This is a genomic window from Brevibacillus halotolerans, assembly GCF_026891775.1.
Lineage (GTDB): Bacteria > Bacillota > Bacilli > Brevibacillales > Brevibacillaceae > Brevibacillus_B > Brevibacillus_B halotolerans.
The window spans coordinates 41,121-65,245 of the sequence record NZ_JAPTNK010000023.1 but is presented as its reverse complement, the minus strand read 5'-3'; the positions used below and the strand labels follow the sequence as shown (position 1 = coordinate 65,245).

Below are 24,125 nucleotides of genomic sequence, written 5' to 3'. Positions count from 1 at the left end.
TTAGGCACGCCGCCAGCGTTCGTCCTGAGCCAGGATCAAACTCTCCATTAAAGTAGTTCTTGATCAAAGCTTCAAAACTTGCTTGGCTAGTGTTTCTATCAAACATTTTACTGTTCAGTTTTCAAAGTGCAATTATTTCTTGTCCTAAAACCGACCTTTTAAATACTATCATAAGTATTTAATTAAGTCAACAAGTTTTTTCAATTCTTGTTTTCGTTTCTCGTTTGTGTCTCTCGGACAAGAAATAATCTATCATGAATCAATATATAAAGTCAATAGTTTTTATGTATTTTTTTTTGAAATCTACTTTTACTTTGAAATTCAAACGAATAATGATAGAGCAGATTCCTTTTGTTATAAGGTTTTTAAGACATTTTTAGTTTTACAGAGATTCTTCCTTTATACTTTTTTTTCTCACGTATTTGGAAAGCTCTCTAGGTGATGCAAAGCGAGCGTACATCCTAAATAATGTTGCATATCTTTCTTCCATTGCCCTTTTAACTAAATGATCAATTCGCTTATCCCCGAAATCTAGTAACATTTCCTCTAATTCACGTTTCAGCAGATATTCGACTTCCTGACATTCTTTTGTAGTAAGCAATAATCCTAACAAATATTATCATCTCCCGGAAATAAGTCTACGTATATCATTTCCTGTAGGCTCATTCCCTATTCTTATTTTTTCTATTACTTTTTTTAATATAATTAAAAACAAAACGCTTTATATGGGAAGTTTTTAATCCCCCGTTACGAAAAATCAATCTACATACAGGCACTGACAGTGAAAAGGGCAATAAAAAAACCGCTATTTGAGCGGCTTTCCATTGCAATGCAATTATTTGATAAGAGGATTCAGGAGTTGAGGTGTTATTACTGACTCGATAACCGCTGCTACAAATAACATGACAACAATCAAAATAAATGTTTTCCAAAGAATGCGCAGACTATCTCCCCAGTCTCGTTTTACTCGATCCCTTTTTTGTGGTGCAAAAAGTGCCCCAATTGAACGAAATGATAATACACCAAAACGAATCCCCAACCCTGCTGCAAAAAGGATAGCAACAATCTCAATAACACCGTGTGGAAGAATGCCATATACAAGCATTTCCCATGTGCTGAGCCCTTTTGGATTGGGCACTGTTAAGATATATCCAAGTACAGCACCGTTCATAAATAAACCCCAAATAGGGAAAATGGCAAAAAACGTCCCCATCCCCAGCATCATGATCGCCGCCATTAGGTTATTCATAAAAATAACTCTTATGGTTGCAAAAATATTATTTTCCAACTGGAGCCCTTGAGAAACTTCTCTGACCTGTTCAATCATTTTTTCCAAAATCGTACTTAAACTAGCCGAATTAAGCATTCCAACAATTACACCTGCAAGCAGAATAAAGAGAGCAATTCCAAAATATTTCCGTGTTCCTCTCCAAATGTCACTAATAAAACCCCTCACTATACCCACTCCAATCTTACTTAACTATCCATTTCATTCATTTTACCTTTTTATACACATAGATGCGAAAGAATAACCTTTTCCAAATTGCATAAAATGTAGGGGGACAAACTGCTAAAAGGAGGTAGCTTATCATTATGAAGTATATGTTCGTAATCAGTTCTAAGAAGTTAAAACAGTTTTTTATTATTTGTATGGCCTTAATTCTTGGGGCAGGCATTGCTTATGCCGAACGTGACAGCTTGCATGTTTTCTCCGCCTCCGTTGATAAAAACAAAGGCCCACAAGCCATTTATAAGGTGGATACAAAGGAAAAAAAGGTTGCTCTGACATTTGACATTAGTTGGGGAGAAACGCGGACACAGCCCATTCTCGATATTTTAAAAGAGAAGAAGCTCGACAAGGTTACCTTTTTCCTCTCTTCTCCATGGAGTCAAAAGCACCCTGAAATGGTAAAGAAAATTGTTGACGGCGGTTACGAAATTGGCTCGCATGGTCACCGGCATGATAATTATAGCCGTTATTCTGAAGAACAAATGCGGACCCAAATCGGCAAAGCTGATACCATTCTCACTGAGCTAACAGGGAAAAAGCCTAATTTAATCCGTATGCCAAATGGTGATTTTGATAAACGGGTGCTTCGCGTAGCAAATGACATGGGCTATATGGTTATTCAATGGGATACCGATTCTCTTGACTGGATGAATCCTGGCACGGATCGAATCATCCAAAGGGTTGTCTCAAAGGCCCATCCCGGTGATATTATTCTGATGCATGCAAGTGATTCCTGCAAACAAACTCATCTTGCCCTACCGGTTATTATCGACAAATTACGGTCTCAAGGATATGAATTCGTGACCGTATCTGAATTAATTTCAGGATCAAAAATCAAAAGCGAGGAAATTAAGTAATTCGTAAAAAACAAAGCCTATGTCCTAAACAAAAAGCTACTCCCGCACAAATGGAGTAGCCTTTTGTTTGTCATAAGTAAGATATGTAAACCTTGCCTAGATTAAAAAGATTTCGACGTTTTTGTTTTCGATTTCTTCGTTTGCTCCGTTCGCGTAGTTAAGCGATGTAGTTGTAAAATCTGCCAAACATTACAGAACAGCAAAGGTACCACCATTACAGCAATAGCTTTAAAATCATCTTGCTTTAAAGCAGGCAGCCACTCAATAGCCGTCACCACAAAAATAAAGAATACTGTAGGTACCCATGCCGTTGGATTCGTCATCTTTACTTTCGCATATGCCGTTATTAGCGCTATTGACAGCAGCAAGACAGGTTCAACAAAGTATGGAAGCACCGAGCTTCCTTGTCCAAAAGCAATATACCGTAAATAAACCATGTCAAAAAAAGCAAATAATATAAAGAAAATTTGGATATTCTTTCGCAAAGCCTTGCTCTTCATTGAATTTAATACAAGGTAATTAAACATCATATACGCAAAGAAACCCATTTGAGCTACAATGCTAGTCGTTAAACCTAACAACAAATTCATCAATAGTCCCATAAAAAAATTAGCAATAGAACCATGGTATAAATTTTCCTGGGTAACTAACCCCATAAGCATTCCGCCGATACCACCCAATAACAGTGTTGTACCGAATAACCATCCATAATTACGCAAACTCAAGGCTGGTCCCCCCTTCATTGGCTCCTTATGATTTTACCATGCATGCAAGAAAATTCTAGCGTAAGAAAACAAAAAACTGCACATTTTATAAATAGCTGAGGACTGTAAAAGGAGGGTGTTCCCTGCTAATGTTAAACAAGCATGTCTTTGTTGCCCTGATCCCTGTGATTACATGTGGTCTTCTCTTATCAAGCTGTGGAACAACGTCACAAAGCCATCCCCAGCCTGATTACAAATCCACCAAGACGATGGTTCTTGATATTTTGCAAACGGATGAAGCAAAAAAAACCATGGAGTCCATGATGAAAGACGAAAGCTTCCAAAAAAATCTCATCATGAATCCCGAGACTGTGCGTACTACGCTTATCCAAAGTATAGCAAAACCGGACAATCCACACATCAAGCAAGCATTTAAAGATCCCAAGTTCACCAGTACCTTAGCTAAATCCATGAAGGATGAGAATAAAAAGCTGTTAAAAGAGCTTATGAAAGACCCTGAGTATCAGCAAATGATGCTTAGTATTCTCAAGGATCCCGATTATGAAAAAAGCTTACTTGATTTGATGAAAACCTCCGCCTATCGTAAACAAACGATGCAAATCATGAAGGATAGCTTAGAAAGCCCCATGTTTCAAGCAGAGATGCTTAAAATCATGACGAAGGCCCAAGAGGATATGATGAACCCTCAGAATTTAAACGAAGGAAAAAAAGGCAAGAAGAAAGAGAAGAAAAAGAAATCATCGGGTGGATAAAAAAGAAAGAGGTGAGCTTATTCTCACCTTTTTCTTTTTTTTATTGGGGCATACTTCTGTTAAATCTTTGATGCTGTTGGTTATTTACATAGTCGATCGACATCTTGAGCAAGCTGCATATAAATTTGTCCAATAGCGTTTTCGGTTTTATAAATGGATGGAGAGTATTCAGGCTCCTGCGGATGATTCTCTGGTTGGCCAAGCGGGATTTGAGCGATCAGGGGACAGGATAGGGTTTCTGCTAGCTTAGAACCGCCTCCCCGTCCAAAGACATACTCTTTGGAACCATCCTTAGCTTCATACCAGGCCATATTCTCCACGACCCCCAAAATTTTATGACCTGTTTTCATTGCCATAGCTCCCGCTCTTGCTGCTACAAATGCCGCTGTAGGATGAGGCGTGGTCACAATAATTTCTTTGCTCTGCGGGATCATGGTATGAATATCAAGTGCTACGTCACCTGTTCCTGGGGGTAAATCAAGCAAGAGATAGTCAAGGTCTTCCCCCCAGTGTACCTCACTGAAGAAATTCCGAAGCATCTTACCCAGCATAGGACCGCGCCAAATGATAGGGGAGTTATCTTCAACAAAGAACCCCATCGACATTACTTTTACACCAAACTTCTCTACTGGTAAAATGGTCTGTCCAATAACCGTAGGGCGTTGCTCAATGTTCATCATATCTGGAACACTAAATCCATAGATGTCTGCATCAATAATTCCTACTTTTTTGCCTAAACGTGCTAGTGCGACCGCTAAGTTAACTGTAACTGTAGATTTACCAACTCCACCTTTGCCAGAGGTAATCGCAATAAATGTTGTCTTTGAATTTTCAGCAAGGATAGGATGCAAAACATTTGTCTGACCCGGCCCCTGTCCTTGGCCCTGAGAAGCTGTAGCCTGCCCTCCACGCAATTGTTGGCTGAGCGCAGCCCTTTCCTCTTCTGTCATGGCTCCAAAGCGAACATCGACTTGCTCCGCGCCCAAAGCACGAATCGCTTGCACCACATCATCTTGAATTTTTACCTTTAATGGACAGCCAGATATGGTAAGCACTACTTCCAGAGAAACATGCCGTTCTTCAATCGCTATATTGCGAATCATATTAAGCTCTACTAAGCTTCGATTTATCTCAGGATCTTTAACGTCACGTAATGCTTCGAGAATTTTCTCTTTCGTTAGCATGTTGAATCCACCTCGATTTTCTAGTTGGGAAACAGGCTTAGGGGTACGCATATACCCGTTGCCTAGTTTAGTAAATCACATGGTGTTCCCTTGCTGTTTCCTAATTTTTGCCCTCATTATAGCATAGTTACAGACTAAACAAGCACACCCAAACTATGGTGCGCTTGTAGCTGTGCTCTTTTCTCCCGCATAATGACGTAAGATTCCCTGATAAATCGCGTTTGCCATTGCTTTTTGATAATCTGCTGATTCCAGTTTTCTTGCTTCTTCAACATTGGATAAAAAACCTACTTCCACAAGCACTGATGGTGTCTTTACTTCCCGAATTAAAAAAATATCATCCGTCTGCTTGGGGCTTCTATCGGTATTTTCTAATACACGTTTAATTTCATCCTGAATGAGAAAGGCCATTTTCTTACTTTCTTGAAAACCAGGGAAGTAAAAGGTTTGGGCGCCTCTCCACTTCTCCTGCGGAATGCTGTTTAAGTGAATGCTAACTAAAAAATCAGGAGCATTGTCGTTAATAAATTTCACTCGATTGCGAATATCCTCCGACTTTCGTTTTCTTAACTTACTAGCACCCTCTGATGACAAATCCCTATCATCTTCACGCGTCATGATTACATAAGCTCCTGACTCCTGCAAAAAATCACGTAAATATAGACTGATAGGCAATGCCACATCTTTTTCAACCACTTTTCCATCCTTACTTACTGCACCACCATCCACGCCACCATGGCCCGCATCAATTGCTATTACTGTCCCTGCCAAAGGCAATGTCCAGGTGGACCAAGAAGAATGTGCGGGTAACTTGTACGTAAATATGATGACCAGCAGAAAGCAGGCGAGCACCCACCCTACTACTTTTTTAGTCACTTCGACCGCCCCTTTGTCCAATTCTCTTCTTCATCATATGGATTAACATGGACAATTATGACGGGGTTGTCTATAAAAGTCAGACGGGAAAGTATGCGGATTGATGTCAACCTGTAACGGCTCTAATGTGTGGGCTGCTCATAGCATGGCGTGATATGGAGATGATAAAGAGATCAACCTTTTATAAAATGTGCACCTTAACTTACTGGAAGGAATGCTTACGAATGCCAAAGCCTATTGCCATACCTGATCTTTCAAAACGACCGTATAGTCTGAAGGTGGAGCGTCTAATGGATTTATCACCAGATGTCTTATTTCAAGCGTGGACGAAGCACTTTGATCGTTGGTTTGCAGCTCCTGGAACTGTATTGATGAAAGGGGAGGTCAACTCACCCTTCTTTTTTGAGACGCAATTTGAAGAGGAACGTCATCCTCATTATGGAAGATTTCTCAGACTTGAGCAGGACTGTCTGGTTGAATTAACCTGGGTCACTGGGGGTAAAGGGACAAAGGGGGCTGAAACAGTTGTCACGGTTGAGCTTGAGTCACATAGCAATGCTACACTGCTCCGTCTTTCCCATGCCGGATTTCCAGATCAAGAGTCCAGAGACCAACATGAACAAGCGTGGCCACTTGTGCTTGAGCAGCTTAACAAGAGAATGACAGCACCAAGTAGCTAATGAACAAAGAATTTCTTCGAGGAATAACATGAGTATGGTCAAATTATGGTCCAGACATGATACTACTTGATCAAAAGAAAACAAGCCCCAAATCAATAAATGATTTGAGGCTTGGATCCTTATGATAACAGTAAAATTAACGTTTAGAGAACTGAGGCGCGCGACGAGCCGCTTTAAGACCGTATTTTTTACGTTCTTTCATACGAGGGTCACGAGTCAAGAATCCAGCGCGTTTAAGAGCACCGCGAAGTTCTGGATCTGCTTTTAGCAATGCACGAGCAACACCATGACGGATAGCTCCTGCTTGACCAGTTGTACCTCCACCACCAACGTTTACTAAAACATCATAGTGACCTAGAGTTTCAGTAAGAACTAGTGGTTGTTTTACGATCAGCTTTAAAGTTTCCAAACCAAAATAGTTATCCATATCACGCTTGTTGATCAGAATGCGACCTTCGCCTGGTACCAAGCGAACGCGTGCTACGGAGTGTTTACGACGACCTGTACCGTAGTATTGAACTTGTGCCACGAGTCATTTCCTCCCTTTTATTAGCCGCGAATTTGCCATGCTTCTGGTTTTTGAGCAGCATGTGGATGCTCAGTACCTGCATATACTTTAAGTTTTGAGAACATTTGACGTCCCAAGCTGTTTTTAGGAAGCATACCTTTAACAGCCAATTCGAACAAACGATCTGGGCGTTTGTTCAACATTTCACCAGCAGGAGTTGCTTTCAAACCACCTGGGTGCATGGAGTGTCTATAGTACATTTTATCAGTAAGTTTTTTACCAGTAAGCTTGATTTTGTCAGCATTAAGAACGATTACGAAATCACCAGTGTCAACGTGTGGTGTAAATTCAGGCTTTAGTTTACCGCGTAGGATAGATGCTACTTCGCTCGCAAGACGACCAAGAGTTTGGCCTTCAGCGTCAACGATGTACCATTTACGCTCAACTTCTTGCGTTTTCGCCATATATGTGGTACGCATGTTTGTCCCTCCTAGATATCTTGCCGTTCAATGTTAAAGGCCAAAGCTGCAACGGTGAACAACTTTACCTTGTGTATCCTAATTCGTACTAACTCAATTTTCAATCCCGGGGCTAGAGTGGGGCTAGCGGGTATGAAAATACCATTAGTTATCATACTATATAGATCATGTGAGAGTCAAGGAAAACGAATGGGCTATTCCTTGTAAAATACTTCCCACATTGTAAGACCATGGGGAGGTGCTGTCTGTCCTGCCAATTCCCGATCGCACCCTGCAAGAATACGAGGAATATGATCTGGACTTAGCTTTCCTTCTCCAACATTGAGCAAGGTTCCCGCAATGATTCTTACCATGTTATATAAAAACCCGTTGCCGCGACAAATAATCCAAAGAAGTGTTCCTTCTTGTTCAATTTTCACGTCATAAATGGTACGCACCTTATTCTCCACATGCGTCCTTGCAGAGCAAAAAGAAGTAAAGTCATGCGTTCCTATCAAATGGGTGGCAGCTTGTCTCATCGCTTCCACATCTAGCGGATAGCGAACATGCCAAGCATAGCGGTGGCGAAAGATGTCTGGCACCTGAGTATTGTTGATACAATATCGGTATTCCTTCTCTCTAACGTCAAATCGAGCATGAAAGGATGGCTCTACCTCCTCTATTGTTTGAATGACAATCGAGTCAGGTAGCTGATTATTAAGAATCCAACACCATTTTTCTATGGGAATGGTTGATTTGGTATCAAAGTGAAAGGTTTGACCCTTGGCATGAACACCTGCATCTGTACGACCAGACCCGTGAATTTGAATCGTCTCGCCAGTAATGCGCATAATGGCTGCCTCAATCTTCCCTTGAATGGTTACTTGTTCAGGCTGAACTTGAAATCCACTATAATCAGTTCCATCATAGGCAACAATACCTTTTAATCGTTTCATGTTCTCCACCATCCTACAACTACCACAAGAACCAGCATAAATAACAACAGGATGCCGTCTCGATAACTAAATTGCAATTGACGTAATTTTGTACGTCCAATATCCCCACGATATCCTCTTGCCTCCATTGCTAATGCTAAATCCTCAGCTCGGCGAAATGCACTAATAAACAGCGGAATCACAATAGCAACCATGGCTTTCGCCCGGCTCAACAGTGTTCCACTATCAAAATTAGCACCTCTAGCCATCTGTGCTTTCATAATCTTGTCTGTCTCTTCCAATAGCGTCGGGATAAACCGAATCGCAATGGAAAGCATGAGCGCCATTTCATGAACAGGAAGACCCCATTTTTTTAAAGGACCAAACATTCGTTCTACCCCATCCGTCAGATCAATAGGTGAAGTGGTTAAAGTCAGCAATGAACTGATTACAACCAATAGACCTAATCGCATCGACACAAACAAGGCCTGACGCACACCCTCCTCTTCTATGCTGAACCACCCCCATCTTACATACACCTGCCCACCTTTCGTAAGCAAGAGTTGCAAAATGACGGTTAGCAATAGCAGGAACCAGACTGGCTTTAAGCCACGAAGAATATAGGAAAGCGATAGTTTCGACATAAACAAGCATAGCAAGAGAATAGCTACTAAGAATCCGTAGATTTCCGCCTTGTTCGCCATAAAAACAACCATAGCAAATACGATAATAAATAGAAATTTACTTCTCGGATCTAGGCGGTGTACAAAGGAATCTCCGGGTATATATTGGCCGATAGCAAAATTTTGTAGCATGCTCATTGAACATCCCCCTTACCTTGCTTGAGTAGATCAAGCAGATAGGAGGATAAATCCTCTTCTTTGTATAAAGAGAGCGGCAATCGCTTATTGTGTGGAAGCTTTTCATTTAATCGATGAAGAAAAGAGACTGTTTCAGGTACATCTAAAGCTAATTCTTGCAAAGCAGCTTGCTCTTTAAAAATGTCTGTAGGTGTACCCTCCATCGCGATTCTTCCTTTAGCCAATACCAGAAGATAATCAGCATACCGAGCAGCTTCCTCCATACTGTGGGTAACCAGTAAAGTAGTGAGCTTTTGTTCTCGATGAATCTGATAAATCCCTTCTAAGATGGCTTTCCTCCCAGCAGGATCTAGTCCTGCGGTCGGTTCATCTAGAACAAGTACTTTTGGTTGCATGGCCAATACCCCTGCAATTGCAACCCGGCGCATCTGTCCCCCACTTAAATGAAAAGGAGAGCGATCTTTAACCTCATCGAAGGAAAGTCCCACAATTTCAAGCGATTCTTTTGCCCTTTGATAAGCCATTTGTTCGGGTAATTCATAATTTAGTGGACCGTACATCACATCTTTAAGTACAGTTTCTTCAAAAAGTTGATGTTCCGGATATTGGAACACGAGCCCCACCTGGCGGCGCAAATTACGCGTTTTTTTCGTTGTCGGAGTAACAACCATCTCGCCGACCCGCACAGTACCCTCTGTCGGCTTAATTAAACCGTTCAGATGCTGTATCAAAGTTGATTTTCCGGAGCCGGTTTGGCCAATAATACCTACAAACGAACCCGATGGGATAGTAAAGGAGATGTGCGAAAGTGCCTCTTTTTCAAACGGAGTCCCTTTTCCATACAAATAGGTCACATTTTCAAAAGATATTTGCATAATTCGTCAACCAACTCCTCTTGATCCAGTACAGTCTGAAGTTTTATACCTTGTTGCCTTAAAGTGTGACGAAGCCTTCCTGCAAAGGGAACATCCAGACCAATAGCCTTCAGACCCTCTACGTCAGCATACACTTCAACAGGAGTACCATCCGCATAAATCTTCCCCTGATCCATCACAATAATGCGATCAGACTCTAATGTCTCTTCAGGAAAATGCGTAATGTTAACGATTGTGAGCCCTTCTTCTCGGTTCAACCGGTGAACCAATTGAATAACTTCTTTCCTTCCTTGTGGGTCAAGCATAGCTGTGGCTTCATCCAAAATAATAATGGACGGGCGCATTGCCAGAATTCCAGCAATCGCAACACGCTGCTTCTGCCCACCAGATAGCCGTTGAGGCTGGCTTTTCAGGTAGGCTGTCATCTTAACCGATTCTAAGGATTCGTCAATACGCTTACGCATCTCAGTTGCTTCAATACCAAGGTTCTCAAGCCCAAAGGCTACGTCATCCTCGACGATCGTACCAACGATTTGATTATCTGGATTCTGAAACACCATACCTACCTGCTGTCTGATGTCCCATAATCGTTCCTCATCGTCAGTAGAAAATCCTGTGACCGTCAGTACCCCTGCAGTCGGTACCAACAAAGCGTTCATAAGCTTTGCTAACGTCGATTTGCCAGAGCCGTTATGTCCAATGATTGAAACAAAAGAACCTTCCTGAATAGAAAAGTCTATACCTTTTACCACGGGGGATGCTTCTGCTAGCTCCGAGTGATATTGAAAAGAAAGCCCACTAGCCTGAATCATGTTAGATTGTTCTTTCAAAGTCCTCACATCCCTCGTCACAGGCAAAATTACAAGATGTTTTTGGAACTAAATCTGGATAAAAGAAAAAAGGGTTGAATCAGAACCCGGCAAAACCAGACCCTGTCCTCACCCTTTCTCTAGCAACCAGTTACTATTCAACTAATTCGATATAAGCCATTGGTGCAGCATCGCCACGGCGAGGACCAACTTTAAGGATACGAGTGTATCCACCATTACGCTCAGCGAAACGTGGTGCGATATCATCGAAAAGTTTTTGAACAGCTGTTTTGCCTTCCTCAGTAGCAACTTCGTTACGAACGAAAGCAGCTACTTGACGACGTGCATGAAGATCACCGCGTTTTGCAAGAGTGACCATTTTATCAGCGATAGAACGTAGTTCTTTCGCTTTCATTTCAGTCGTTTCGATGCGCTCATTGATGATAAGATCTGTTACCAAATCGCGGAACAGAGCTTTACGAGCCGCAGAACGACGTCCAAGTTTACGGTATGCCATGTTCTAACCTCCTTCTTTCTGGTATGTTGTGACTTAATATGCATCAGCATTTCACACCAGATTTGACCCTCTCCCAAGACAAGGAGTGGATAGTAACATCTGTATAGATAACTATGCTAAAAGCTCTTAGTCGTCGTTACGTAGTCCTAGACCAAGCTCTTGAAGTTTTTCTTGAACTTCTTCTAAAGATTTACGTCCCAAGTTACGAACTTTCATCATATCTTCTTCAGACTTCTGAGTTAACTCTTGAACCGTGTTGATACCAGCGCGTTTCAAGCAGTTGTAAGAACGAACAGAAAGATCAAGCTCTTCGATAGTCATCTCTAAGACTTTTTCTTTCTTATCTTCTTCTTTTTCGACCATGATTTCAGCATCTTTCGCTTCGTCAGTCAAACCAACAAACAAGTTAAGATGCTCCGTCATGATTTTGGCTCCAAGGCTAACAGCTTCCTCAGGGCGGATGCTTCCATTTGTCCAAACTTCCAATGTTAATTTATCATAGTTAGTCATTTGCCCTACGCGGGTATTCTCAACCTGATAGTTAACACGTTTGATTGGAGTGTAAATGGAGTCAATTGGAATAACACCAATTGGTTGATCCTCAGATTTATTGCCATCTGCTTGAACATACCCACGACCGCGCCCTGCTGTCATGCGAATATGCAGACGACCGCCATTTGCTAACGTTGCGATATGCAGATCAGGGTTTAAAATCTCCACATCACTATCAGCACGAATATCTCCTGCTTTCACAACGCCTTCGCCTTCAGCATCAATCTCAAGAATTTTTTCTTCATCAGAATGGATCTTAAGCGCAAGACCCTTGATGTTGAGGATGATTTCAGTTACGTCCTCCACTACTCCCTCGACAGTCGAGAATTCGTGTAGTACTCCGTCAATTTGAACAGAAGTAACCGCCGCGCCTGGCAAAGAAGACAGTAAAATCCGTCTGAGTGAATTGCCAAGGGTTGTACCGTAACCACGCTCAAGGGGCTCAACGACGAATTTGCCGTACAAGTTGTCGTCGTCTAACTCCACAACCTCAATTCTAGGTTTTTCTATTTCTATCATTCTTAACAAACCCTCCTTCAAAACGTCGAAATTCAAGGGTGGGCCTAAGGACCCACTCAGGAATTTCTTTCGGCGGTTTACCGTTTGCATGCATGTCAAGCCAAAAAAGCAGAATCTACCATTCTATTATGGACAAGTTCTGAGCTTTATAAACCCGACTACACGCGGCGACGTTTTGGTGGACGGCAGCCGTTGTGTGGGATTGGGGTAACATCTTTAATCATGTTAACTTCCAAACCAGCAGCTTGCAATGAACGGATAGCAGCCTCACGACCAGCACCAGGACCTTTAACTAGTACTTCCAAAGAACGCATTCCATGATCCATTGCAGTTTTTGCTGCAGTTTCAGCAGCCATTTGAGCTGCGAATGGAGTGCTCTTACGGGAACCTCTGAAGCCGAGGGCACCAGCACTGGACCAAGAGATTGCGTTGCCATGAGGGTCTGTGATCGTAACGATAGTGTTGTTGAACGTAGAACGGATATGTGCTATGCCAACTTCAACATTTTTACGATCGCGACGACGTGTACGAGTCGCAACTTGTTTTCTTTTAGCCATGTTAATTTACCCTCCTTTACTTCTTCTTGTTCGCTACTGTACGACGAGGACCTTTACGTGTACGAGCATTTGTTTTAGAACGTTGACCACGAACTGGTAAACCACGACGATGGCGGATACCACGGAAGCAACCAATTTCCATCAAGCGTTTAATGTTAAGAGAGATTTCACGACGAAGGTCCCCCTCAACTTTGATGTTCTTGTCGATGAATTCACGAAGTTTGTTAACTTCATCTTCAGTCAAATCACGAACACGAGCATTAGCATCTACGCCAGCTTCCGCAAGAATGCGTTTGGAAGTAGAGCGACCGATACCGAAGATATAGGTAAGTGCGATTTCCACTCGTTTTTCACGAGGCAAGTCGACGCCTGCAATACGTGCCATTCTTCTAAAGCACCTCCTTAAATTTATCCTTGTTTTTGCTTATGTTTTGGATTTTCACAAATAACCATAACGTTACCTTTGCGACGGATAACTTTGCACTTTTCGCAAATCGGTTTTACCGACGGTCTTACTTTCATGGTTCTTGCCTCCCTTTTCTAGGGGTTAAAATTATTTGTAACGGTACGTAATACGCCCGCGAGTTAAATCGTAAGGCGATAGTTCGACAGTTACCTTGTCTCCAGGAAGAATACGAATGAAGTGCATTCGAATTTTTCCAGATACATGTGCCAATACTTTATGTCCATTTTCCAGCTCAACACGGAACATTGCATTTGGCAATGGTTCGATGACGGTACCTTCTACTTCAATTACGTCGTCTTTGGCCATTGGCTAGTCTCCTTTCAACTGTTTATACAGTCAGACCATGAGTTTGGCATCATCATAATGCCTCGAGAAACTTCTCGGCTACTTGAACAAACTTATCGTCAACACGTTGAACGACAATCTTCCAGTTCACCTTCGTTTAGGGTCTAGTCAAGATCTCATAGCCATCTTCCGTAATCGCGATGGTGTGTTCATAGTGCGCACACTTTTTCCCATCCACTGTTACGACCGTCCAATTGTCCTCCAATGTGCGGACATAACGCTCGCCAGCATTCACCATCGGCTCGATTGCTAAAACCATTCCTGGCTTTAATCTTGGCCCTCTGTTAGGAGAACCATAATTAGGAATTTGTGGATCTTCATGCAAACTTTGACCGATTCCATGTCCCACGTACTCGCGGACAATTGAATAACCAGCAGCTTCCGCATGTAGTTGAATCTCATGAGAGATATCAGAAAGGCGTCCATCAGGAATTGCTTTCGCTAAACCTTTATATAAGGACTCTTCCGTGACTTGCATCAGGCGCTGATCATCCACAGAGATGTTACCAACAGCATAGGTCCAGGCTGAGTCACCATGATAACCTTGGAACTTAGCACCAATATCTATGCTGATGATATCTCCTTCTTGCAATGCCCGTTTTCCTGGAATTCCATGTACGAGTTCCTCATTGACTGAGGCACAGATACTGCCTGTAAACCCACCGTAGCCTTTAAACGACGGAATCGCATTATGACTGCGAATAAAAGTTTCGGCCAGCTCATCAAGTTCCTTTGTAGTAACACCCGGCTTTATGAAGTTTGCCAGTTGTTGATGAGTTAAAGCGACAATTCGGCCAGCTTCCCTCATTATCTCAAGTTCAGCTTTAGACTTTATATTAATCATTATCGCTTACCCTCGCAATAACGTGGCAATATTTTCAAACACCTTGTCGATATCCTGTTCCCCATTGATTGTACGCAAGATACCCTCTTTGGAGTAGTAATCAACTAAAAGATTAGCTTGAGAAATATTAACATCTAAACGTTGTGTTACTACTTCTGCTTTGTCATCATCTCGTTGGAATAGCTTGCTGCCATCTTTGTCACAGATTCCATCCACTTGAGGTGGGTTAAACACTGTGTGGTAGCTCGCAGCGCAAGTTGGGCAGATCCAGCGACCAGTAAGACGTTCAATTAACAACTCGCGGCGAACCTCGATGTTAATCACGTGGTCAAGTTCACGTCCCAGTTCTTTTAGCATGGAGCTTAATGCTTCAGCTTGTGGAACTGTGCGCGGAAAACCATCGAGAAGAAATCCTTTTGCACAATCATCTTTACTTAAACGTTCCCGCACAATGCCGATCGTAATCTCATCTGGTACCAAGTTACCTTTATCCATGTAGGACTTTGCTTCCACGCCTAATGGAGTCTGGTTCTTAATAGCAGCCCGGAACATATCTCCGGTAGAGATGTGTGGAATGTTAAAGGTTTCTACGATACGCTCTGCCTGTGTGCCTTTACCGGCTCCAGGAAGACCCATCAAAATTATATTCATGTCAATCCCCCGTCCACTTACGAAAGACCCTATAAGGAAATCCTTAAAGAATTCTTTCTGCACCAGATCCTCTCCCATTAGGAGGTTCAGAGGTGATTATTATACTCGTTATTTAATGAAGCCTTTGTAATGACGCTGTATAAGCTGGCTCTCGATTTGTTTCATGGTGTCGAGAACAACCCCAATCATAATCAAGATGGAAGTACCACCGATATAAATCGTGTTAGGTAATCCAAACATCTTACTAAAAGCGAAAGGCAATAGTGAGATGATAGTCAGGAATATAGCACCGGCGAACGTTAGGCGAGTTAATGTACGAGTAATATATACCTCGGTGTTAGTACCAGGGCGAATTCCAGGAATGTAACCGCCATTCTTTCTCATATTTTCTGCCATTTGAGCAGGATTCATCTGAACAAATGTATAGAAGAACGTAAAGCCAATGATTAACACCGCATAGAGCGTCATACCAAGCGGAGCGCTAACTTGGAAGTTGTTATAAATCCAGTTAGCAATTCCTTCACCAGTTGGTTTAACCCAGAAACTAGCGATTGTTGACGGGAACACTACTAGCGACACAGCGAAGATTACCGGAATAACCCCTGCTGAGTTGACTTTTAGTGGAATATGAGAAGACTGTCCACCATACATCTTGCGTCCTACAACACGTTTCGCATACTGAACAGGAATCTTACGCAAGCCTTGTTGCATGTAGATAATCCCTACAATCAGTAATAGAACTGCAAGTAGAATCAGCAAGATTTTAATAACTCCAAAGAAAACTTGCGAGTTGGGATTGTTAAACTGCATCTCATAGATCGTATGAATCCCACCAGGTATATTGGCGACGATACCCGCCATGATGATAATGGAAATACCATTACCAATGCCCTTTTCGGTAATTTGCTCACCTAACCACAGCAAAAAAGCAGTTCCTGCTGTTAGAGTCAAAGCAATTAACAAAAAGCTGCTCCAAGATGTATCAGTAACTAATCCGTTCATCATTCGGTTAAAACCATAGGTCATACCAAGTGATTGGATAAATCCAAGAACAATCGTACCGTAGCGTGTTACCTGCGCAATTTTGCGACGTCCCACTTCTCCTTCCTTCGACCATTGCGTAAACTTCGGAACCACATCCATGGAAAGAAGCTGCATAATGATCGAAGCAGTGATGTATGGCATAATTCCCATCGCGAAGATAGAGAATTTTTTCAATGCACCACCAGAGAATGTATCCAGAAGACCTACAAAATTGTTGGTATTACCTTGAAGTAAATCAACATTGATGTTAGGCACAGGAACGTGGGTTCCAATTCGGAAGACGACAAGCATCAAAAGAGTGAAAAACACCTTTCGACGCAGGTCGCCTATCTTAAAGATGTTAGAAAAAGATCCTAACATTAGATCACCTCAGTGGTTCCACCGACTTGAGCAATCTTTTCAGCAGCAGCACCAGAGAATTTGTGAGCTTTTACTGTTAGCTTCACTGTTAATTCACCGTTAGCCAAAACTTTCACGCCATCACGAAGAGCACTGATAACTCCTGTTTCTTTAAGCAACTCAGGTGTAACCACTGTACCTTCAGCAAAGCGGTTCAATGCATCTAGAGATACGATTGCAAACTCTTTGCGGTTGATGTTGTGGAAGCCACGTTTAGGTAAACGACGGAATAGTGGGTTTTGACCACCCTCAAATCCTGGGCGTACGCCACCACCAGAACGAGCATTTTGACCTTTGTGACCTTTACCAGCTGTTTTACCAGTTCCGCTTCCGATACCACGTCCTAGACGTTTACGCTCATGACGGGAACCTTCTGCTGGTTTAAGTTCATGCAATTTCATAGGTTGCACCTCCTCACTATCAATCTGTAGCTTATTCTCCGATTTCCTTTACATCTACAAGATGTTTAACTTTGAAAATCATACCACGCATTGCTACGTTGTCTTGTTTTTCTACTGTTTGATGGATTTTGCGAAGGCCAAGGGCTTTCACCGTTTCCTTCTGGTCAGCCGGACGACCGATTAGGCTACGTTTTAGCGTGATTTGTAATGATTTCGCCATGTCCCTTTCCCTCCTTCTATCCTAAAAGTTCTGCGACAGTTTTTCCGCGAAGTTTAGCTACGTCCTCAGCAGTTTTCAGACGGCTAAGACCTTCAAGAGTAGCGCTAACCATGTTGATTGGGTTGTTAGAACCCAAAGATTTACTCAACACGTCACCTACACCTGCAAGTTCAAGTACCGCACGAACTGGGCCACCCGCGATAACTCCTGTACCTTCAGAAGCTGGCTTGATCAATACGCGGCCAGAACCGAAATGGCACAAAACTTCGTGAGGGATGGTAGTTCCTTTTAAAGGTACGCGAATCATGTTTTTCTTCGCGTCATCAATTGCTTTACGAATAGCGTCTGGTACTTCTTGGGCTTTACCCATACCAGAGCCAACATGGCCGTTCTTATCGCCTACTACTACTAGTGCGCTAAAGCTGAAGCGACGACCACCCTTAACCACTTTCGCTACGCGGTTAACAGCGACGACTCTTTCTTCTAGCTCTAATTTGCTAGCGTCGATACGCATTCTTTTCCCTCCTTGTATCTTATTGTCTCCTAGAATTGCAGACCAGCTTCACGTGCTGCATCAGCTAGTGCTTTAACACGTCCATGGTACAAGTAACCACCACGGTCAAAGACGATTTCAGTGAGACCTTTTTCTTGAGCGCGTGCTGCGATCAAGTTACCAACAGCAGTTGCTGCTTCGGTATTAGAACCGTTATTTAAGTTAAGCTCTTTATCAAGTGAAGATGCAGCTGCAAGAGTTGTACCTGCTACATCATCGATTAACTGAGCATAGATATGCTTAGAAGAACGGAAAACGTTCAAACGTGGACGAGCAGCAGAACCCATTACACGCTTACGAATACGCAGTTGACGTTTTTTCCGTGCTTTGTTTTTATCGTTTTTCGTAAACATTAAGCGGCCTCCTTTCTGATGAAACTATGCGGCTTATTTACCTTTTTTACCTTCTTTACGACGAACAACTTCATTGCTGTAACGAATACCTTTACCTTTGTAAGGCTCAGGTTTACGTAGAGAACGGATTTCAGCAGCCACTTGGCCTACACGCTCTTTATCGATACCTTTAACAACAAGTGTTGTTTGGTTAGTTAATTCTAATTCGATTCCTTTTTCAGGAGTTACCTCAACTGGGTGAGAGAAACCTAAAGAAAGAGTTACACCGTTAGCAGACTTAGCTCCACGATAACCTACACCTACTAGTTCAAGTGTACGAGTGAAACCTTCAGATACACCTACAACCATGTTCGAAACCAAGGCACGAGTAGTACCATGGAGAGAACGATGAAGTTTATTGTCAGACGGACGTTCAACGTTTACTTCAGATTCAGAAATGTTGATTTTGATGTCCGGATGAAAGTTACGAACGAGAGTACCCTTAGGGCCTTTTACTGTCAACTCTGTACCGTTCAGAGTTAAAGTAACGCCTGCAGGAACCGTAATCGGTTTTTTACCGACACGTGACATGACTTGCACCTCCTGTGCGTAAATCTAAGATTACCAAATATAAGCTAGTACTTCTCCACCAACATGCGCTTGACGAGCTTGCTTGTCAGTCAAAACACCTTTGGAAGTAGAGATCAAAGCGACACCTAGTCCGCCTAATACACGAGGAATTTCATTGTTGTTAGCATAAACACGGTGTCCTGGCTTACTGATACGTTTTAGGCCAGTGATTACACGTTCGTTGTTAACCCCGTATTTAAGGAACAAACGAATGATTCCTTGCTTGTTGTCTTCAATAAATTCCGCATCACGGATAAAGCCCTCTTCTTTCAAAATACGAGCAATTTCCTTCTTCAGGTTAGATGCAGGAATTTCAACTTTCTCGTGACGAACCATGTTCGCATTGCGGACACGAGTTAGCATATCAGCAACTGGATCAGTCATTACCATGAGAGAAAAACCTCCTTCCCGTCTATATTACCAGCTGGCTTTCTTTACACCTGGAATTTGGCCTTTGTAAGCCAATTCACGGAAGCAAATACGGCACAGTTTAAATTTGCGAAGCACAGAGTGCGGACGACCGCAACGTTCGCAACGAGTATACGCACGAACTTTAAACTTAGGATCACGCTGTTGCTTCACGATCATAGATTTCTTTGCCACAATTGTCCCTCCTTACGATAGGGTTTATTTACGGAATGGCATACCCATCTGAGTTAGAAGTTCACGAGCTTCTTCGTCAGTTTTCGCAGATGTTACCACTACGATGTCCATACCGCGAACCTTATCAATTTTATCGTACTCGATCTCTGGAAAAATCAATTGCTCTTTAAGACCAAGAGTATAGTTTCCACGACCGTCAAAAGCTTTGGATGAAATACCACGGAAGTCACGAACACGTGGTAGAGATACGTTCATCAATTTATCGAGGAATTGGTACATACGCTCACCACGAAGTGTTACCTTCGCACCGATTGGCATACCTTCACGCAATTTGAAACCAGCGATAGACTTCTTCGCACGAGTAACAATTGGTTTTTGACCAGCGATTAATTGCAAATCTTCAATGGCTGTATCGATAGCTTTTGCGTTAGCAACTGCTTCACCAACACCAATGTTGATTACGATTTTCTCTACTTTAGGAACTTGCATGACAGTTTTGTAGTTAAACTTAGTCATCAAGCTAGGAACGATTTCCTGCAAGTACTTATCTTTCAATCTTGCTGCCATTTAAGACAACCTCCTTTCCGACCTGACTACTTATCGATTACTTCGCCAGATTTTTTCGCAACCCGAACTTTTTTACCGTTCTCTAATACTTTGTAACCTACGCGGGTAGGTTTTCCTGTTTTAGGGTCAATTAGAGAGACATTAGAAACGTGGATAGCAGCTTCTTGTGTTACGATTCCGCCTTGAGGATTCGCTTGAGAAGGACGAGCATGCTTCTTCACAAGATTAATACCTTCTACCAACACACGGTCTTTTTTAGGTAAAGCAGCCAATACTTGACCTTTTTTACCTTTGTCTTTGCCCGCAGTAACGATAACCATATCGCCTTTTTTTACGTGCATCGCTGGGTGCACCTCCTATCGAACAAAATACAAATTTGTTACGTTAATTTAGATAACCTCAGGAGCCAGAGAGATGATCTTCATGAAATCTTTTTCACGAAGCTCACGAGCAACCGGTCCAAAGATACGTGTACCACGTGGAGAGTTATCATCTTTGATAACTACCGCTGCATTCTGGTCGAAGCGGATGTAAGAACCATCGTTACGACGTACACCACTAACGGTACGAACGATAACAGCCTTAACTACTTGACCTTTCTTGACAACTCCTCCGGGTGTAGCAGCTTTGACAGAGCAAACGATAATGTCGCCTACGTTAGCAGTCTTGCGGCCAGATCCACCAAGAACCTTAATGCACATTAATTCTTTAGCACCAGAGTTGTCAGCAACTGCTAGTCTGGATTGAGTTTGGATCATTCTGAGTCACTCCCTTCGGATGTGATGTTTTATCCGAGTCTATCATATAGTAAGCTATCTTATACAATGACAGCTTCTTGTACTACTTTTACAAGACGGAATCTCTTGTCCTTAGAAAGCGGACGAGTTTCCATAATTTCTACGATATCACCGATTTTAGCTGTATTGTTTTCATCGTGTGCTTTGAACTTTTTAGAGTACTTCACACGCTTACCATACAACGTATGTTTTTTGTAGGTTTCAACCAGAACAACAACGGTTTTATCCATTTTGTCTGATACTACACGACCTACCAGCGTTCTACGCAAATTGCGTTGTGCGGTCATCGTTGGAACCTCCTTCCTTATATTAGCCGATTCCTAATTCACGTTGGCGTAGGATAGTTTTCGCGCATGCGATATCCTTACGCACTTGCTTAATACGAGCCGTGTTTTCCAATTGGCCAGTAGCTAATTGAAAACGAAGGTTGAACAATTCTTCTTTCAAAGAAGAAACGTTTTGTTCGATCTCGGCAGTGGTTAGATTGCGGTATTCATTAGCCTTCATGTGCGTCACCACCCACTTCTTCGCGCTTAACAAACTTACACTTAACAGGTAGTTTGTGCATAGCAAGACGCATAGCTTCACGCGCTACTTCTTCAGATACACCAGCAAGTTCAAACATAACTTTACCTGGTTTAACTACAGCAATCCATTTTTCAACGGAACCTTTACCAGAACCCATGCGGACTTCTAGAGGTTTTTGTGTAATCGGTCTGTCTGGGAAAACTTTAATCCAAACTTTACCGCCACGACGGATATAACGTGTCATCGCAATACGTGCTGCCTCGATTTGACGATTCGTTACCCAAGCTGGTTCAAGAGCTTGGAGGCCATATTCACCGAAAGCAACAGTTGTACCGCCTTTAGCGTTACCGGACAACTTCGGACGATGTTGTTTACGATGCTTCACGCGTTTAGGCATCAACATGTTTACTTGCCTCCTTCCACTCGTGCAACGTTCTTCTTAGTTGGAAGAACTTCACCACGGTAGATCCATACTTTTACACCGATGCGGCCATAAGTAGTGTGAGCTTCAGCTGTACCATAGTCGATGTCAGCACGCAATGTATGAAGAGGTACAGTACCTTCGCTGTAACCTTCAGAACGAGCGATATCAGCTCCACCTAGACGACCACTAACAAGTGTTTTGATACCTTTCGCACCTGCACGCAAAGAACGAGTGATTGTTTGCTTTTGTGCACGACGGAAAGAAATACGGTTTTCCAATTGACGAGCAATGTTTTCAGCTACTAGAGTAGCGTCAAGATCAGGTTTCTTGATCTCATTGATATTGATGTGTACACGCTTGCTAGTAAGTTGGGAAAGAGCTTTACGAAGTGTTTCAACTTCAGATCCACCTTTACCGATAACCATACCAGGCTTAGCAGTGTGAATTGTTACGTTTACGCGGTTTGCAGCGCGTTCGATTTCAACTGTAGATACAGCAGCGTCTTTAAGACGACCTTTGATGTATTTACGAATGTGAAGGTCTTCATGCAACAAAGTTGCGAAGTCCTTATCAGCATACCATCTGGATTCCCAGTCACGAATTACGCCAACTCGCAGACCGACCGGACTTACCTTTTGTCCCACTCAATTTCCCTCCTTATTTTTCGTTTAGTACCACTGTAATGTGGCTAGTGCGCTTATGAATACGGCTAGCACGACCCATTGCACGTGGGCGGAATCGTTTCAAGGTAGGACCTTGATCTACGAAAATTTGACTCACAACAAGATTCTCAACGTCCATGTTGTGGTTGTGCTCAGCATTAGCAATCGCAGAGTTTAAAAGCTTCTCTACTACTGGAGAACCTGCTTTAGGAGTGTGTTTCAAAATACCTAGAGCTTCTCCAATTTTCTTGCCTCTGATTAGATCGATAACTAGACGCACTTTACGAGGCGCGATTCGAATATTACGAGCAACTGCTTTAGATTCCATGTTTGTACCTCCCCTCTATGAAGAGAATAATTAGCGCTTCTTGGATTTTTTGTCGTTGTCGACGTGACCCCTGAAGGTACGAGTAGGTGCGAATTCACCTAATTTGTGTCCGACCATATCTTCAGTCACGTATACAGGAACATGTTTACGACCATCGTATACAGCGAATGTATGACCGATAAAATCAGGGAAGATAGTAGAACGGCGAGACCAAGTTTTGACAACTTTCTTCTCGTTTTTCTCGTTCAAAGCATCAACCTTTTTCATCAAGTGGTCGTCCACGAAAGGACCTTTCTTCAAGCTACGACCCATAGTTCAGAAACCTCCCTTCGCCAAAGGCGTTCGGTTTATTGTATTATCCGATCTTACTTCTTACGGCGACGGATAATGTATTTATCGTTCTTGTTTTTCTTCTTACGAGTCTTAAGACCCAATGCAGGTTTACCCCAAGGAGTAACTGGTGCTTTACGACCGATAGGAGCGCGACCTTCACCACCACCGTGTGGGTGATCGTTAGGGTTCATTACGCTACCGCGAACAGTAGGACGTACGCCCAACCAACGTTTACGACCAGCTTTACCGATGTTGATCAACTCATGATCCAAGTTACCAACTTGACCGATAGTAGCACGGCATACGTTGTGGATACGGCGAGTTTCACCAGAACCTAGACGCACGATTACGAATTCGCCATCGCGACCTAGCAATTGAGCAGAAGTACCAGCTGCACGTACCAACTGAGCACCTTTACCTGGTTTCAACTCGATGTTGTGGATTGTTGTACCAACAGGAATGTTTACAAGTGGTAAGCAGTTACCTGTTTTGATGTCTGCATCTGCGCCAGATACAATCTCATCTCCAACTTTCAAACCATGTGGAGCGATGATGTAACGCTTTTCACCATCAACGTAGTTAATTAACGCGATGTTTGCAGAACGGTTTGGATCGTATTCGATAGTAGCTACGCGACCTACGATACCATCTTTGTTACGTTTGAAATCGATAACACGATATTTACGCTTATGGCCGCCACCTTGATGACGAACAGTAATCTTACCTTGGTTATTACGTCCAGCTTTTTTGTTAAGCGGTTGTAGAAGAGATTTCTCCGGAGTGGAGGTTGTGATCTCTTCGAAGGTAGAAACCGTCATATGGCGACGACTCGGAGAAGTCGGTTTAAACTTCTTGATACCCAT

The 24,125-nt window shown here is 42.6% G+C and carries 40 protein-coding genes; 3 read left to right on the top strand and 37 right to left on the bottom strand.

The genetic code is table 11. The features are described 5' to 3' along the window. Positions 1 to 382: 382 nt before the first annotated feature. Together O0550_RS21660 and O0550_RS21655 are read right to left on the bottom strand one after the other, a co-directional pair. A complete protein-coding gene (locus O0550_RS21660; RefSeq protein WP_003333745.1) occupies positions 383 to 613 on the bottom strand; it encodes a hypothetical protein in 231 nt (76 codons plus the stop codon). Positions 614 to 835: 222 nt separating this feature from the next. After that, positions 836 to 1,456, bottom strand: coding sequence for a stage II sporulation protein M (locus O0550_RS21655; protein ID WP_022585106.1), 621 nt, complete (start codon positions 1,454 to 1,456; stop codon positions 836 to 838). A 137-nt stretch (positions 1,457 to 1,593) separates the two neighbouring features. Between O0550_RS21655 and pdaB the strand changes: the two genes are divergently transcribed. Then, positions 1,594 to 2,367, top strand: a complete 774-nt coding sequence (gene pdaB, locus O0550_RS21650; RefSeq protein WP_003345182.1) for a polysaccharide deacetylase family sporulation protein PdaB — start codon at positions 1,594 to 1,596, stop codon at positions 2,365 to 2,367. Between the two features lie 101 nt (positions 2,368 to 2,468). Here pdaB and O0550_RS21645 read toward each other — a convergent pair whose 3' ends face one another. Further along, positions 2,469 to 3,092, bottom strand: coding sequence for a KinB-signaling pathway activation protein (locus tag O0550_RS21645; protein WP_003345181.1), 624 nt, complete (start codon positions 3,090 to 3,092; stop codon positions 2,469 to 2,471). Between the two features lie 128 nt (positions 3,093 to 3,220). On the opposite strand from O0550_RS21645, the gene gerD reads away from it, so the two are divergent. After that, a complete protein-coding gene (gene gerD, locus O0550_RS21640) occupies positions 3,221 to 3,844 on the top strand; it encodes a spore germination lipoprotein GerD (RefSeq protein ID WP_003345179.1) in 624 nt (207 codons plus the stop codon). Between the two features lie 80 nt (positions 3,845 to 3,924). Here the strand turns inward: gerD and O0550_RS21635 are convergent, their stop codons facing one another. Further along, positions 3,925 to 5,028 (bottom strand): P-loop NTPase, encoded by a 1,104-nt coding sequence (locus tag O0550_RS21635; protein ID WP_003333751.1) that lies wholly within the window; start codon positions 5,026 to 5,028, stop codon positions 3,925 to 3,927. A gap of 153 nt (positions 5,029 to 5,181) precedes the next feature. Further along, complete coding sequence (cwlD, locus tag O0550_RS21630; protein WP_003333752.1) at positions 5,182 to 5,904, bottom strand: N-acetylmuramoyl-L-alanine amidase CwlD; 723 nt, start codon at positions 5,902 to 5,904, stop codon at positions 5,182 to 5,184. A 224-nt stretch (positions 5,905 to 6,128) separates the two neighbouring features. On the opposite strand from cwlD, the gene O0550_RS21625 reads away from it, so the two are divergent. Then, a complete protein-coding gene (locus O0550_RS21625) occupies positions 6,129 to 6,584 on the top strand; it encodes an SRPBCC family protein (protein ID WP_258427205.1) in 456 nt (151 codons plus the stop codon). A gap of 136 nt (positions 6,585 to 6,720) precedes the next feature. On the opposite strand, the gene rpsI is transcribed toward O0550_RS21625, so the two are convergent. The 32 genes from rpsI to rplB all read right to left on the bottom strand — a co-directional run bounded on the left by rpsI (position 6,721) and on the right by rplB (position 24,125). Next, positions 6,721 to 7,113 carry a 30S ribosomal protein S9 gene (gene rpsI / locus O0550_RS21620; RefSeq protein WP_003333754.1) on the bottom strand — a complete coding sequence of 131 codons (393 nt, stop codon included), beginning with the start codon at positions 7,111 to 7,113 and terminating at the stop codon, positions 6,721 to 6,723. 20 nt (positions 7,114 to 7,133) lie between these two features. Further along, the gene (gene rplM, locus O0550_RS21615; protein WP_003333755.1) at positions 7,134 to 7,571 is read right to left on the bottom strand and encodes a 50S ribosomal protein L13; all 438 of its coding nucleotides are present in this window, start codon (positions 7,569 to 7,571) and stop codon (positions 7,134 to 7,136) included. Positions 7,572 to 7,765: 194 nt separating this feature from the next. Further along, complete coding sequence (truA, locus tag O0550_RS21610) at positions 7,766 to 8,506, bottom strand: tRNA pseudouridine(38-40) synthase TruA (RefSeq protein ID WP_035319107.1); 741 nt, start codon at positions 8,504 to 8,506, stop codon at positions 7,766 to 7,768. Beyond that, complete coding sequence (locus tag O0550_RS21605; protein ID WP_003333757.1) at positions 8,503 to 9,306, bottom strand: energy-coupling factor transporter transmembrane component T family protein; 804 nt, start codon at positions 9,304 to 9,306, stop codon at positions 8,503 to 8,505. The genes truA and O0550_RS21605 overlap by 4 nt, the downstream gene beginning before the upstream one ends. Further along, positions 9,303 to 10,181 (bottom strand): energy-coupling factor transporter ATPase, encoded by an 879-nt coding sequence (locus tag O0550_RS21600; RefSeq protein ID WP_003333758.1) that lies wholly within the window; start codon positions 10,179 to 10,181, stop codon positions 9,303 to 9,305. Before O0550_RS21600 ends, O0550_RS21605 begins: the two co-directional genes overlap by 4 nt. After that, complete coding sequence (locus O0550_RS21595) at positions 10,157 to 10,993, bottom strand: energy-coupling factor transporter ATPase (protein WP_031309258.1); 837 nt, start codon at positions 10,991 to 10,993, stop codon at positions 10,157 to 10,159. The genes O0550_RS21600 and O0550_RS21595 overlap by 25 nt, the downstream gene beginning before the upstream one ends. Before the next feature lie 151 nt (positions 10,994 to 11,144). Then, the gene (gene rplQ, locus O0550_RS21590; protein ID WP_003333760.1) at positions 11,145 to 11,507 is read right to left on the bottom strand and encodes a 50S ribosomal protein L17; all 363 of its coding nucleotides are present in this window, start codon (positions 11,505 to 11,507) and stop codon (positions 11,145 to 11,147) included. Between the two features lie 126 nt (positions 11,508 to 11,633). Continuing rightward, positions 11,634 to 12,578, bottom strand: coding sequence for a DNA-directed RNA polymerase subunit alpha (locus tag O0550_RS21585; protein WP_003333761.1), 945 nt, complete (start codon positions 12,576 to 12,578; stop codon positions 11,634 to 11,636). Between the two features lie 158 nt (positions 12,579 to 12,736). Next, complete coding sequence (gene rpsK / locus O0550_RS21580; RefSeq protein WP_003333762.1) at positions 12,737 to 13,135, bottom strand: 30S ribosomal protein S11; 399 nt, start codon at positions 13,133 to 13,135, stop codon at positions 12,737 to 12,739. 16 nt (positions 13,136 to 13,151) lie between these two features. Beyond that, positions 13,152 to 13,520, bottom strand: a complete 369-nt coding sequence (rpsM, locus tag O0550_RS21575) for a 30S ribosomal protein S13 (RefSeq protein ID WP_003333764.1) — start codon at positions 13,518 to 13,520, stop codon at positions 13,152 to 13,154. A 23-nt stretch (positions 13,521 to 13,543) separates the two neighbouring features. Next, positions 13,544 to 13,657, bottom strand: coding sequence for a 50S ribosomal protein L36 (gene rpmJ / locus O0550_RS21570; protein ID WP_003333770.1), 114 nt, complete (start codon positions 13,655 to 13,657; stop codon positions 13,544 to 13,546). Between the two features lie 31 nt (positions 13,658 to 13,688). Further along, positions 13,689 to 13,907 carry a translation initiation factor IF-1 gene (gene infA / locus O0550_RS21565; protein WP_003333772.1) on the bottom strand — a complete coding sequence of 73 codons (219 nt, stop codon included), beginning with the start codon at positions 13,905 to 13,907 and terminating at the stop codon, positions 13,689 to 13,691. Positions 13,908 to 14,043: 136 nt separating this feature from the next. Then, positions 14,044 to 14,790 (bottom strand): type I methionyl aminopeptidase, encoded by a 747-nt coding sequence (gene map, locus O0550_RS21560; protein ID WP_003333773.1) that lies wholly within the window; start codon positions 14,788 to 14,790, stop codon positions 14,044 to 14,046. 6 nt (positions 14,791 to 14,796) lie between these two features. After that, positions 14,797 to 15,441 carry an adenylate kinase gene (locus O0550_RS21555; protein ID WP_003345163.1) on the bottom strand — a complete coding sequence of 215 codons (645 nt, stop codon included), beginning with the start codon at positions 15,439 to 15,441 and terminating at the stop codon, positions 14,797 to 14,799. 108 nt (positions 15,442 to 15,549) lie between these two features. Beyond that, positions 15,550 to 16,845: a preprotein translocase subunit SecY gene (gene secY / locus O0550_RS21550; RefSeq protein WP_003333775.1), complete on the bottom strand. Its 1,296-nt coding sequence runs from the start codon at positions 16,843 to 16,845 to the stop codon at positions 15,550 to 15,552. Further along, the gene (gene rplO / locus O0550_RS21545; RefSeq protein WP_003333776.1) at positions 16,845 to 17,285 is read right to left on the bottom strand and encodes a 50S ribosomal protein L15; all 441 of its coding nucleotides are present in this window, start codon (positions 17,283 to 17,285) and stop codon (positions 16,845 to 16,847) included. The genes secY and rplO overlap by 1 nt, the downstream gene beginning before the upstream one ends. A 31-nt stretch (positions 17,286 to 17,316) precedes the next feature. Next, complete coding sequence (gene rpmD / locus O0550_RS21540) at positions 17,317 to 17,505, bottom strand: 50S ribosomal protein L30 (RefSeq protein ID WP_003345160.1); 189 nt, start codon at positions 17,503 to 17,505, stop codon at positions 17,317 to 17,319. A gap of 16 nt (positions 17,506 to 17,521) precedes the next feature. Continuing rightward, positions 17,522 to 18,019 (bottom strand): 30S ribosomal protein S5, encoded by a 498-nt coding sequence (gene rpsE, locus O0550_RS21535; protein ID WP_003333777.1) that lies wholly within the window; start codon positions 18,017 to 18,019, stop codon positions 17,522 to 17,524. 29 nt (positions 18,020 to 18,048) lie between these two features. After that, positions 18,049 to 18,411 (bottom strand): 50S ribosomal protein L18, encoded by a 363-nt coding sequence (gene rplR / locus O0550_RS21530; RefSeq protein WP_003333778.1) that lies wholly within the window; start codon positions 18,409 to 18,411, stop codon positions 18,049 to 18,051. Between the two features lie 33 nt (positions 18,412 to 18,444). After that, positions 18,445 to 18,981: a 50S ribosomal protein L6 gene (gene rplF / locus O0550_RS21525; protein ID WP_003333779.1), complete on the bottom strand. Its 537-nt coding sequence runs from the start codon at positions 18,979 to 18,981 to the stop codon at positions 18,445 to 18,447. A 30-nt stretch (positions 18,982 to 19,011) separates the two neighbouring features. Further along, entirely contained in the window at positions 19,012 to 19,410 is a 399-nt protein-coding gene (gene rpsH, locus O0550_RS21520; RefSeq protein ID WP_003333780.1) for a 30S ribosomal protein S8, read from the bottom strand. Positions 19,411 to 19,437: 27 nt separating this feature from the next. Beyond that, positions 19,438 to 19,623 carry a type Z 30S ribosomal protein S14 gene (locus tag O0550_RS21515; protein ID WP_003333781.1) on the bottom strand — a complete coding sequence of 62 codons (186 nt, stop codon included), beginning with the start codon at positions 19,621 to 19,623 and terminating at the stop codon, positions 19,438 to 19,440. A gap of 24 nt (positions 19,624 to 19,647) precedes the next feature. After that, entirely contained in the window at positions 19,648 to 20,190 is a 543-nt protein-coding gene (gene rplE, locus O0550_RS21510; RefSeq protein ID WP_003333782.1) for a 50S ribosomal protein L5, read from the bottom strand. Positions 20,191 to 20,216: 26 nt separating this feature from the next. Further along, entirely contained in the window at positions 20,217 to 20,531 is a 315-nt protein-coding gene (gene rplX / locus O0550_RS21505) for a 50S ribosomal protein L24 (RefSeq protein ID WP_003333783.1), read from the bottom strand. A gap of 48 nt (positions 20,532 to 20,579) precedes the next feature. After that, on the bottom strand, positions 20,580 to 20,948 hold the full coding sequence (rplN, locus tag O0550_RS21500) for a 50S ribosomal protein L14 (protein ID WP_003333784.1): 369 nt from the start codon (positions 20,946 to 20,948) through the stop codon (positions 20,580 to 20,582). Positions 20,949 to 21,007: 59 nt separating this feature from the next. Beyond that, the gene (rpsQ, locus tag O0550_RS21495; protein WP_003333785.1) at positions 21,008 to 21,274 is read right to left on the bottom strand and encodes a 30S ribosomal protein S17; all 267 of its coding nucleotides are present in this window, start codon (positions 21,272 to 21,274) and stop codon (positions 21,008 to 21,010) included. Between the two features lie 22 nt (positions 21,275 to 21,296). Beyond that, a complete protein-coding gene (gene rpmC / locus O0550_RS21490) occupies positions 21,297 to 21,494 on the bottom strand; it encodes a 50S ribosomal protein L29 (RefSeq protein ID WP_003333786.1) in 198 nt (65 codons plus the stop codon). Further along, a complete protein-coding gene (gene rplP, locus O0550_RS21485) occupies positions 21,484 to 21,918 on the bottom strand; it encodes a 50S ribosomal protein L16 (RefSeq protein WP_003333787.1) in 435 nt (144 codons plus the stop codon). The genes rpmC and rplP overlap by 11 nt, the downstream gene beginning before the upstream one ends. A 2-nt stretch (positions 21,919 to 21,920) precedes the next feature. Beyond that, positions 21,921 to 22,583 (bottom strand): 30S ribosomal protein S3, encoded by a 663-nt coding sequence (rpsC, locus tag O0550_RS21480; RefSeq protein WP_003333788.1) that lies wholly within the window; start codon positions 22,581 to 22,583, stop codon positions 21,921 to 21,923. Positions 22,584 to 22,596: 13 nt separating this feature from the next. Beyond that, complete coding sequence (gene rplV, locus O0550_RS21475) at positions 22,597 to 22,929, bottom strand: 50S ribosomal protein L22 (RefSeq protein ID WP_003345155.1); 333 nt, start codon at positions 22,927 to 22,929, stop codon at positions 22,597 to 22,599. Between the two features lie 30 nt (positions 22,930 to 22,959). Further along, on the bottom strand, positions 22,960 to 23,241 hold the full coding sequence (gene rpsS / locus O0550_RS21470) for a 30S ribosomal protein S19 (RefSeq protein ID WP_003333791.1): 282 nt from the start codon (positions 23,239 to 23,241) through the stop codon (positions 22,960 to 22,962). A gap of 53 nt (positions 23,242 to 23,294) precedes the next feature. Beyond that, the gene (gene rplB / locus O0550_RS21465) at positions 23,295 to 24,125 is read right to left on the bottom strand and encodes a 50S ribosomal protein L2 (protein ID WP_003333792.1); all 831 of its coding nucleotides are present in this window, start codon (positions 24,123 to 24,125) and stop codon (positions 23,295 to 23,297) included.

What these genes read in the sequence shown, in the direction of transcription:
- pdaB (WP_003345182.1), top strand. Translation starts at nt 1,594, where the DNA reads ATGAAGTATATGTTCGTAATCAGTTCTAAGAAGTTAAAACAGTTTTTT.
- gerD (WP_003345179.1), top strand. Translation starts at nt 3,221, where the DNA reads ATGTTAAACAAGCATGTCTTTGTTGCCCTGATCCCTGTGATTACATGT.
- O0550_RS21635 (WP_003333751.1), bottom strand. Translation starts at nt 5,028, where the DNA reads ATGCTAACGAAAGAGAAAATTCTCGAAGCATTACGTGACGTTAAAGAT.
- O0550_RS21625 (WP_258427205.1), top strand. Translation starts at nt 6,129, where the DNA reads ATGCCAAAGCCTATTGCCATACCTGATCTTTCAAAACGACCGTATAGT.
- rplM (WP_003333755.1), bottom strand. Translation starts at nt 7,571, where the DNA reads ATGCGTACCACATATATGGCGAAAACGCAAGAAGTTGAGCGTAAATGG.
- truA (WP_035319107.1), bottom strand. Translation starts at nt 8,506, where the DNA reads ATGAAACGATTAAAAGGTATTGTTGCCTATGATGGAACTGATTATAGT.
- O0550_RS21605 (WP_003333757.1), bottom strand. Translation starts at nt 9,306, where the DNA reads ATGAGCATGCTACAAAATTTTGCTATCGGCCAATATATACCCGGAGAT.
- O0550_RS21600 (WP_003333758.1), bottom strand. Translation starts at nt 10,181, where the DNA reads ATGCAAATATCTTTTGAAAATGTGACCTATTTGTATGGAAAAGGGACT.
- O0550_RS21595 (WP_031309258.1), bottom strand. Translation starts at nt 10,993, where the DNA reads ATGATTCAGGCTAGTGGGCTTTCTTTTCAATATCACTCGGAGCTAGCA.
- rplQ (WP_003333760.1), bottom strand. Translation starts at nt 11,507, where the DNA reads ATGGCATACCGTAAACTTGGACGTCGTTCTGCGGCTCGTAAAGCTCTG.
- O0550_RS21585 (WP_003333761.1), bottom strand. Translation starts at nt 12,578, where the DNA reads ATGATAGAAATAGAAAAACCTAGAATTGAGGTTGTGGAGTTAGACGAC.
- rpsK (WP_003333762.1), bottom strand. Translation starts at nt 13,135, where the DNA reads ATGGCTAAAAGAAAACAAGTTGCGACTCGTACACGTCGTCGCGATCGT.
- rpsM (WP_003333764.1), bottom strand. Translation starts at nt 13,520, where the DNA reads ATGGCACGTATTGCAGGCGTCGACTTGCCTCGTGAAAAACGAGTGGAA.
- rpmJ (WP_003333770.1), bottom strand. Translation starts at nt 13,657, where the DNA reads ATGAAAGTAAGACCGTCGGTAAAACCGATTTGCGAAAAGTGCAAAGTT.
- infA (WP_003333772.1), bottom strand. Translation starts at nt 13,907, where the DNA reads ATGGCCAAAGACGACGTAATTGAAGTAGAAGGTACCGTCATCGAACCA.
- map (WP_003333773.1), bottom strand. Translation starts at nt 14,790, where the DNA reads ATGATTAATATAAAGTCTAAAGCTGAACTTGAGATAATGAGGGAAGCT.
- O0550_RS21555 (WP_003345163.1), bottom strand. Translation starts at nt 15,441, where the DNA reads ATGAATATAATTTTGATGGGTCTTCCTGGAGCCGGTAAAGGCACACAG.
- secY (WP_003333775.1), bottom strand. Translation starts at nt 16,845, where the DNA reads ATGTTAGGATCTTTTTCTAACATCTTTAAGATAGGCGACCTGCGTCGA.
- rplO (WP_003333776.1), bottom strand. Translation starts at nt 17,285, where the DNA reads ATGAAATTGCATGAACTTAAACCAGCAGAAGGTTCCCGTCATGAGCGT.
- rpmD (WP_003345160.1), bottom strand. Translation starts at nt 17,505, where the DNA reads ATGGCGAAATCATTACAAATCACGCTAAAACGTAGCCTAATCGGTCGT.
- rpsE (WP_003333777.1), bottom strand. Translation starts at nt 18,019, where the DNA reads ATGCGTATCGACGCTAGCAAATTAGAGCTAGAAGAAAGAGTCGTCGCT.
- rplR (WP_003333778.1), bottom strand. Translation starts at nt 18,411, where the DNA reads ATGTTTACGAAAAACGATAAAAACAAAGCACGGAAAAAACGTCAACTG.
- rplF (WP_003333779.1), bottom strand. Translation starts at nt 18,981, where the DNA reads ATGTCACGTGTCGGTAAAAAACCGATTACGGTTCCTGCAGGCGTTACT.
- rpsH (WP_003333780.1), bottom strand. Translation starts at nt 19,410, where the DNA reads ATGGTAATGACTGATCCAGTTGCTGATATGCTAACTCGTGTCCGCAAT.
- rplE (WP_003333782.1), bottom strand. Translation starts at nt 20,190, where the DNA reads ATGGCAGCAAGATTGAAAGATAAGTACTTGCAGGAAATCGTTCCTAGC.
- rplX (WP_003333783.1), bottom strand. Translation starts at nt 20,531, where the DNA reads ATGCACGTAAAAAAAGGCGATATGGTTATCGTTACTGCGGGCAAAGAC.
- rplN (WP_003333784.1), bottom strand. Translation starts at nt 20,948, where the DNA reads ATGATCCAAACTCAATCCAGACTAGCAGTTGCTGACAACTCTGGTGCT.
- rpsQ (WP_003333785.1), bottom strand. Translation starts at nt 21,274, where the DNA reads ATGACCGCACAACGCAATTTGCGTAGAACGCTGGTAGGTCGTGTAGTA.
- rpmC (WP_003333786.1), bottom strand. Translation starts at nt 21,494, where the DNA reads ATGAAGGCTAATGAATACCGCAATCTAACCACTGCCGAGATCGAACAA.
- rplP (WP_003333787.1), bottom strand. Translation starts at nt 21,918, where the DNA reads ATGTTGATGCCTAAACGCGTGAAGCATCGTAAACAACATCGTCCGAAG.
- rplV (WP_003345155.1), bottom strand. Translation starts at nt 22,929, where the DNA reads ATGGAATCTAAAGCAGTTGCTCGTAATATTCGAATCGCGCCTCGTAAA.
- rpsS (WP_003333791.1), bottom strand. Translation starts at nt 23,241, where the DNA reads ATGGGTCGTAGCTTGAAGAAAGGTCCTTTCGTGGACGACCACTTGATG.
- rplB (WP_003333792.1), bottom strand. Translation starts at nt 24,125, where the DNA reads ATGGGTATCAAGAAGTTTAAACCGACTTCTCCGAGTCGTCGCCATATG.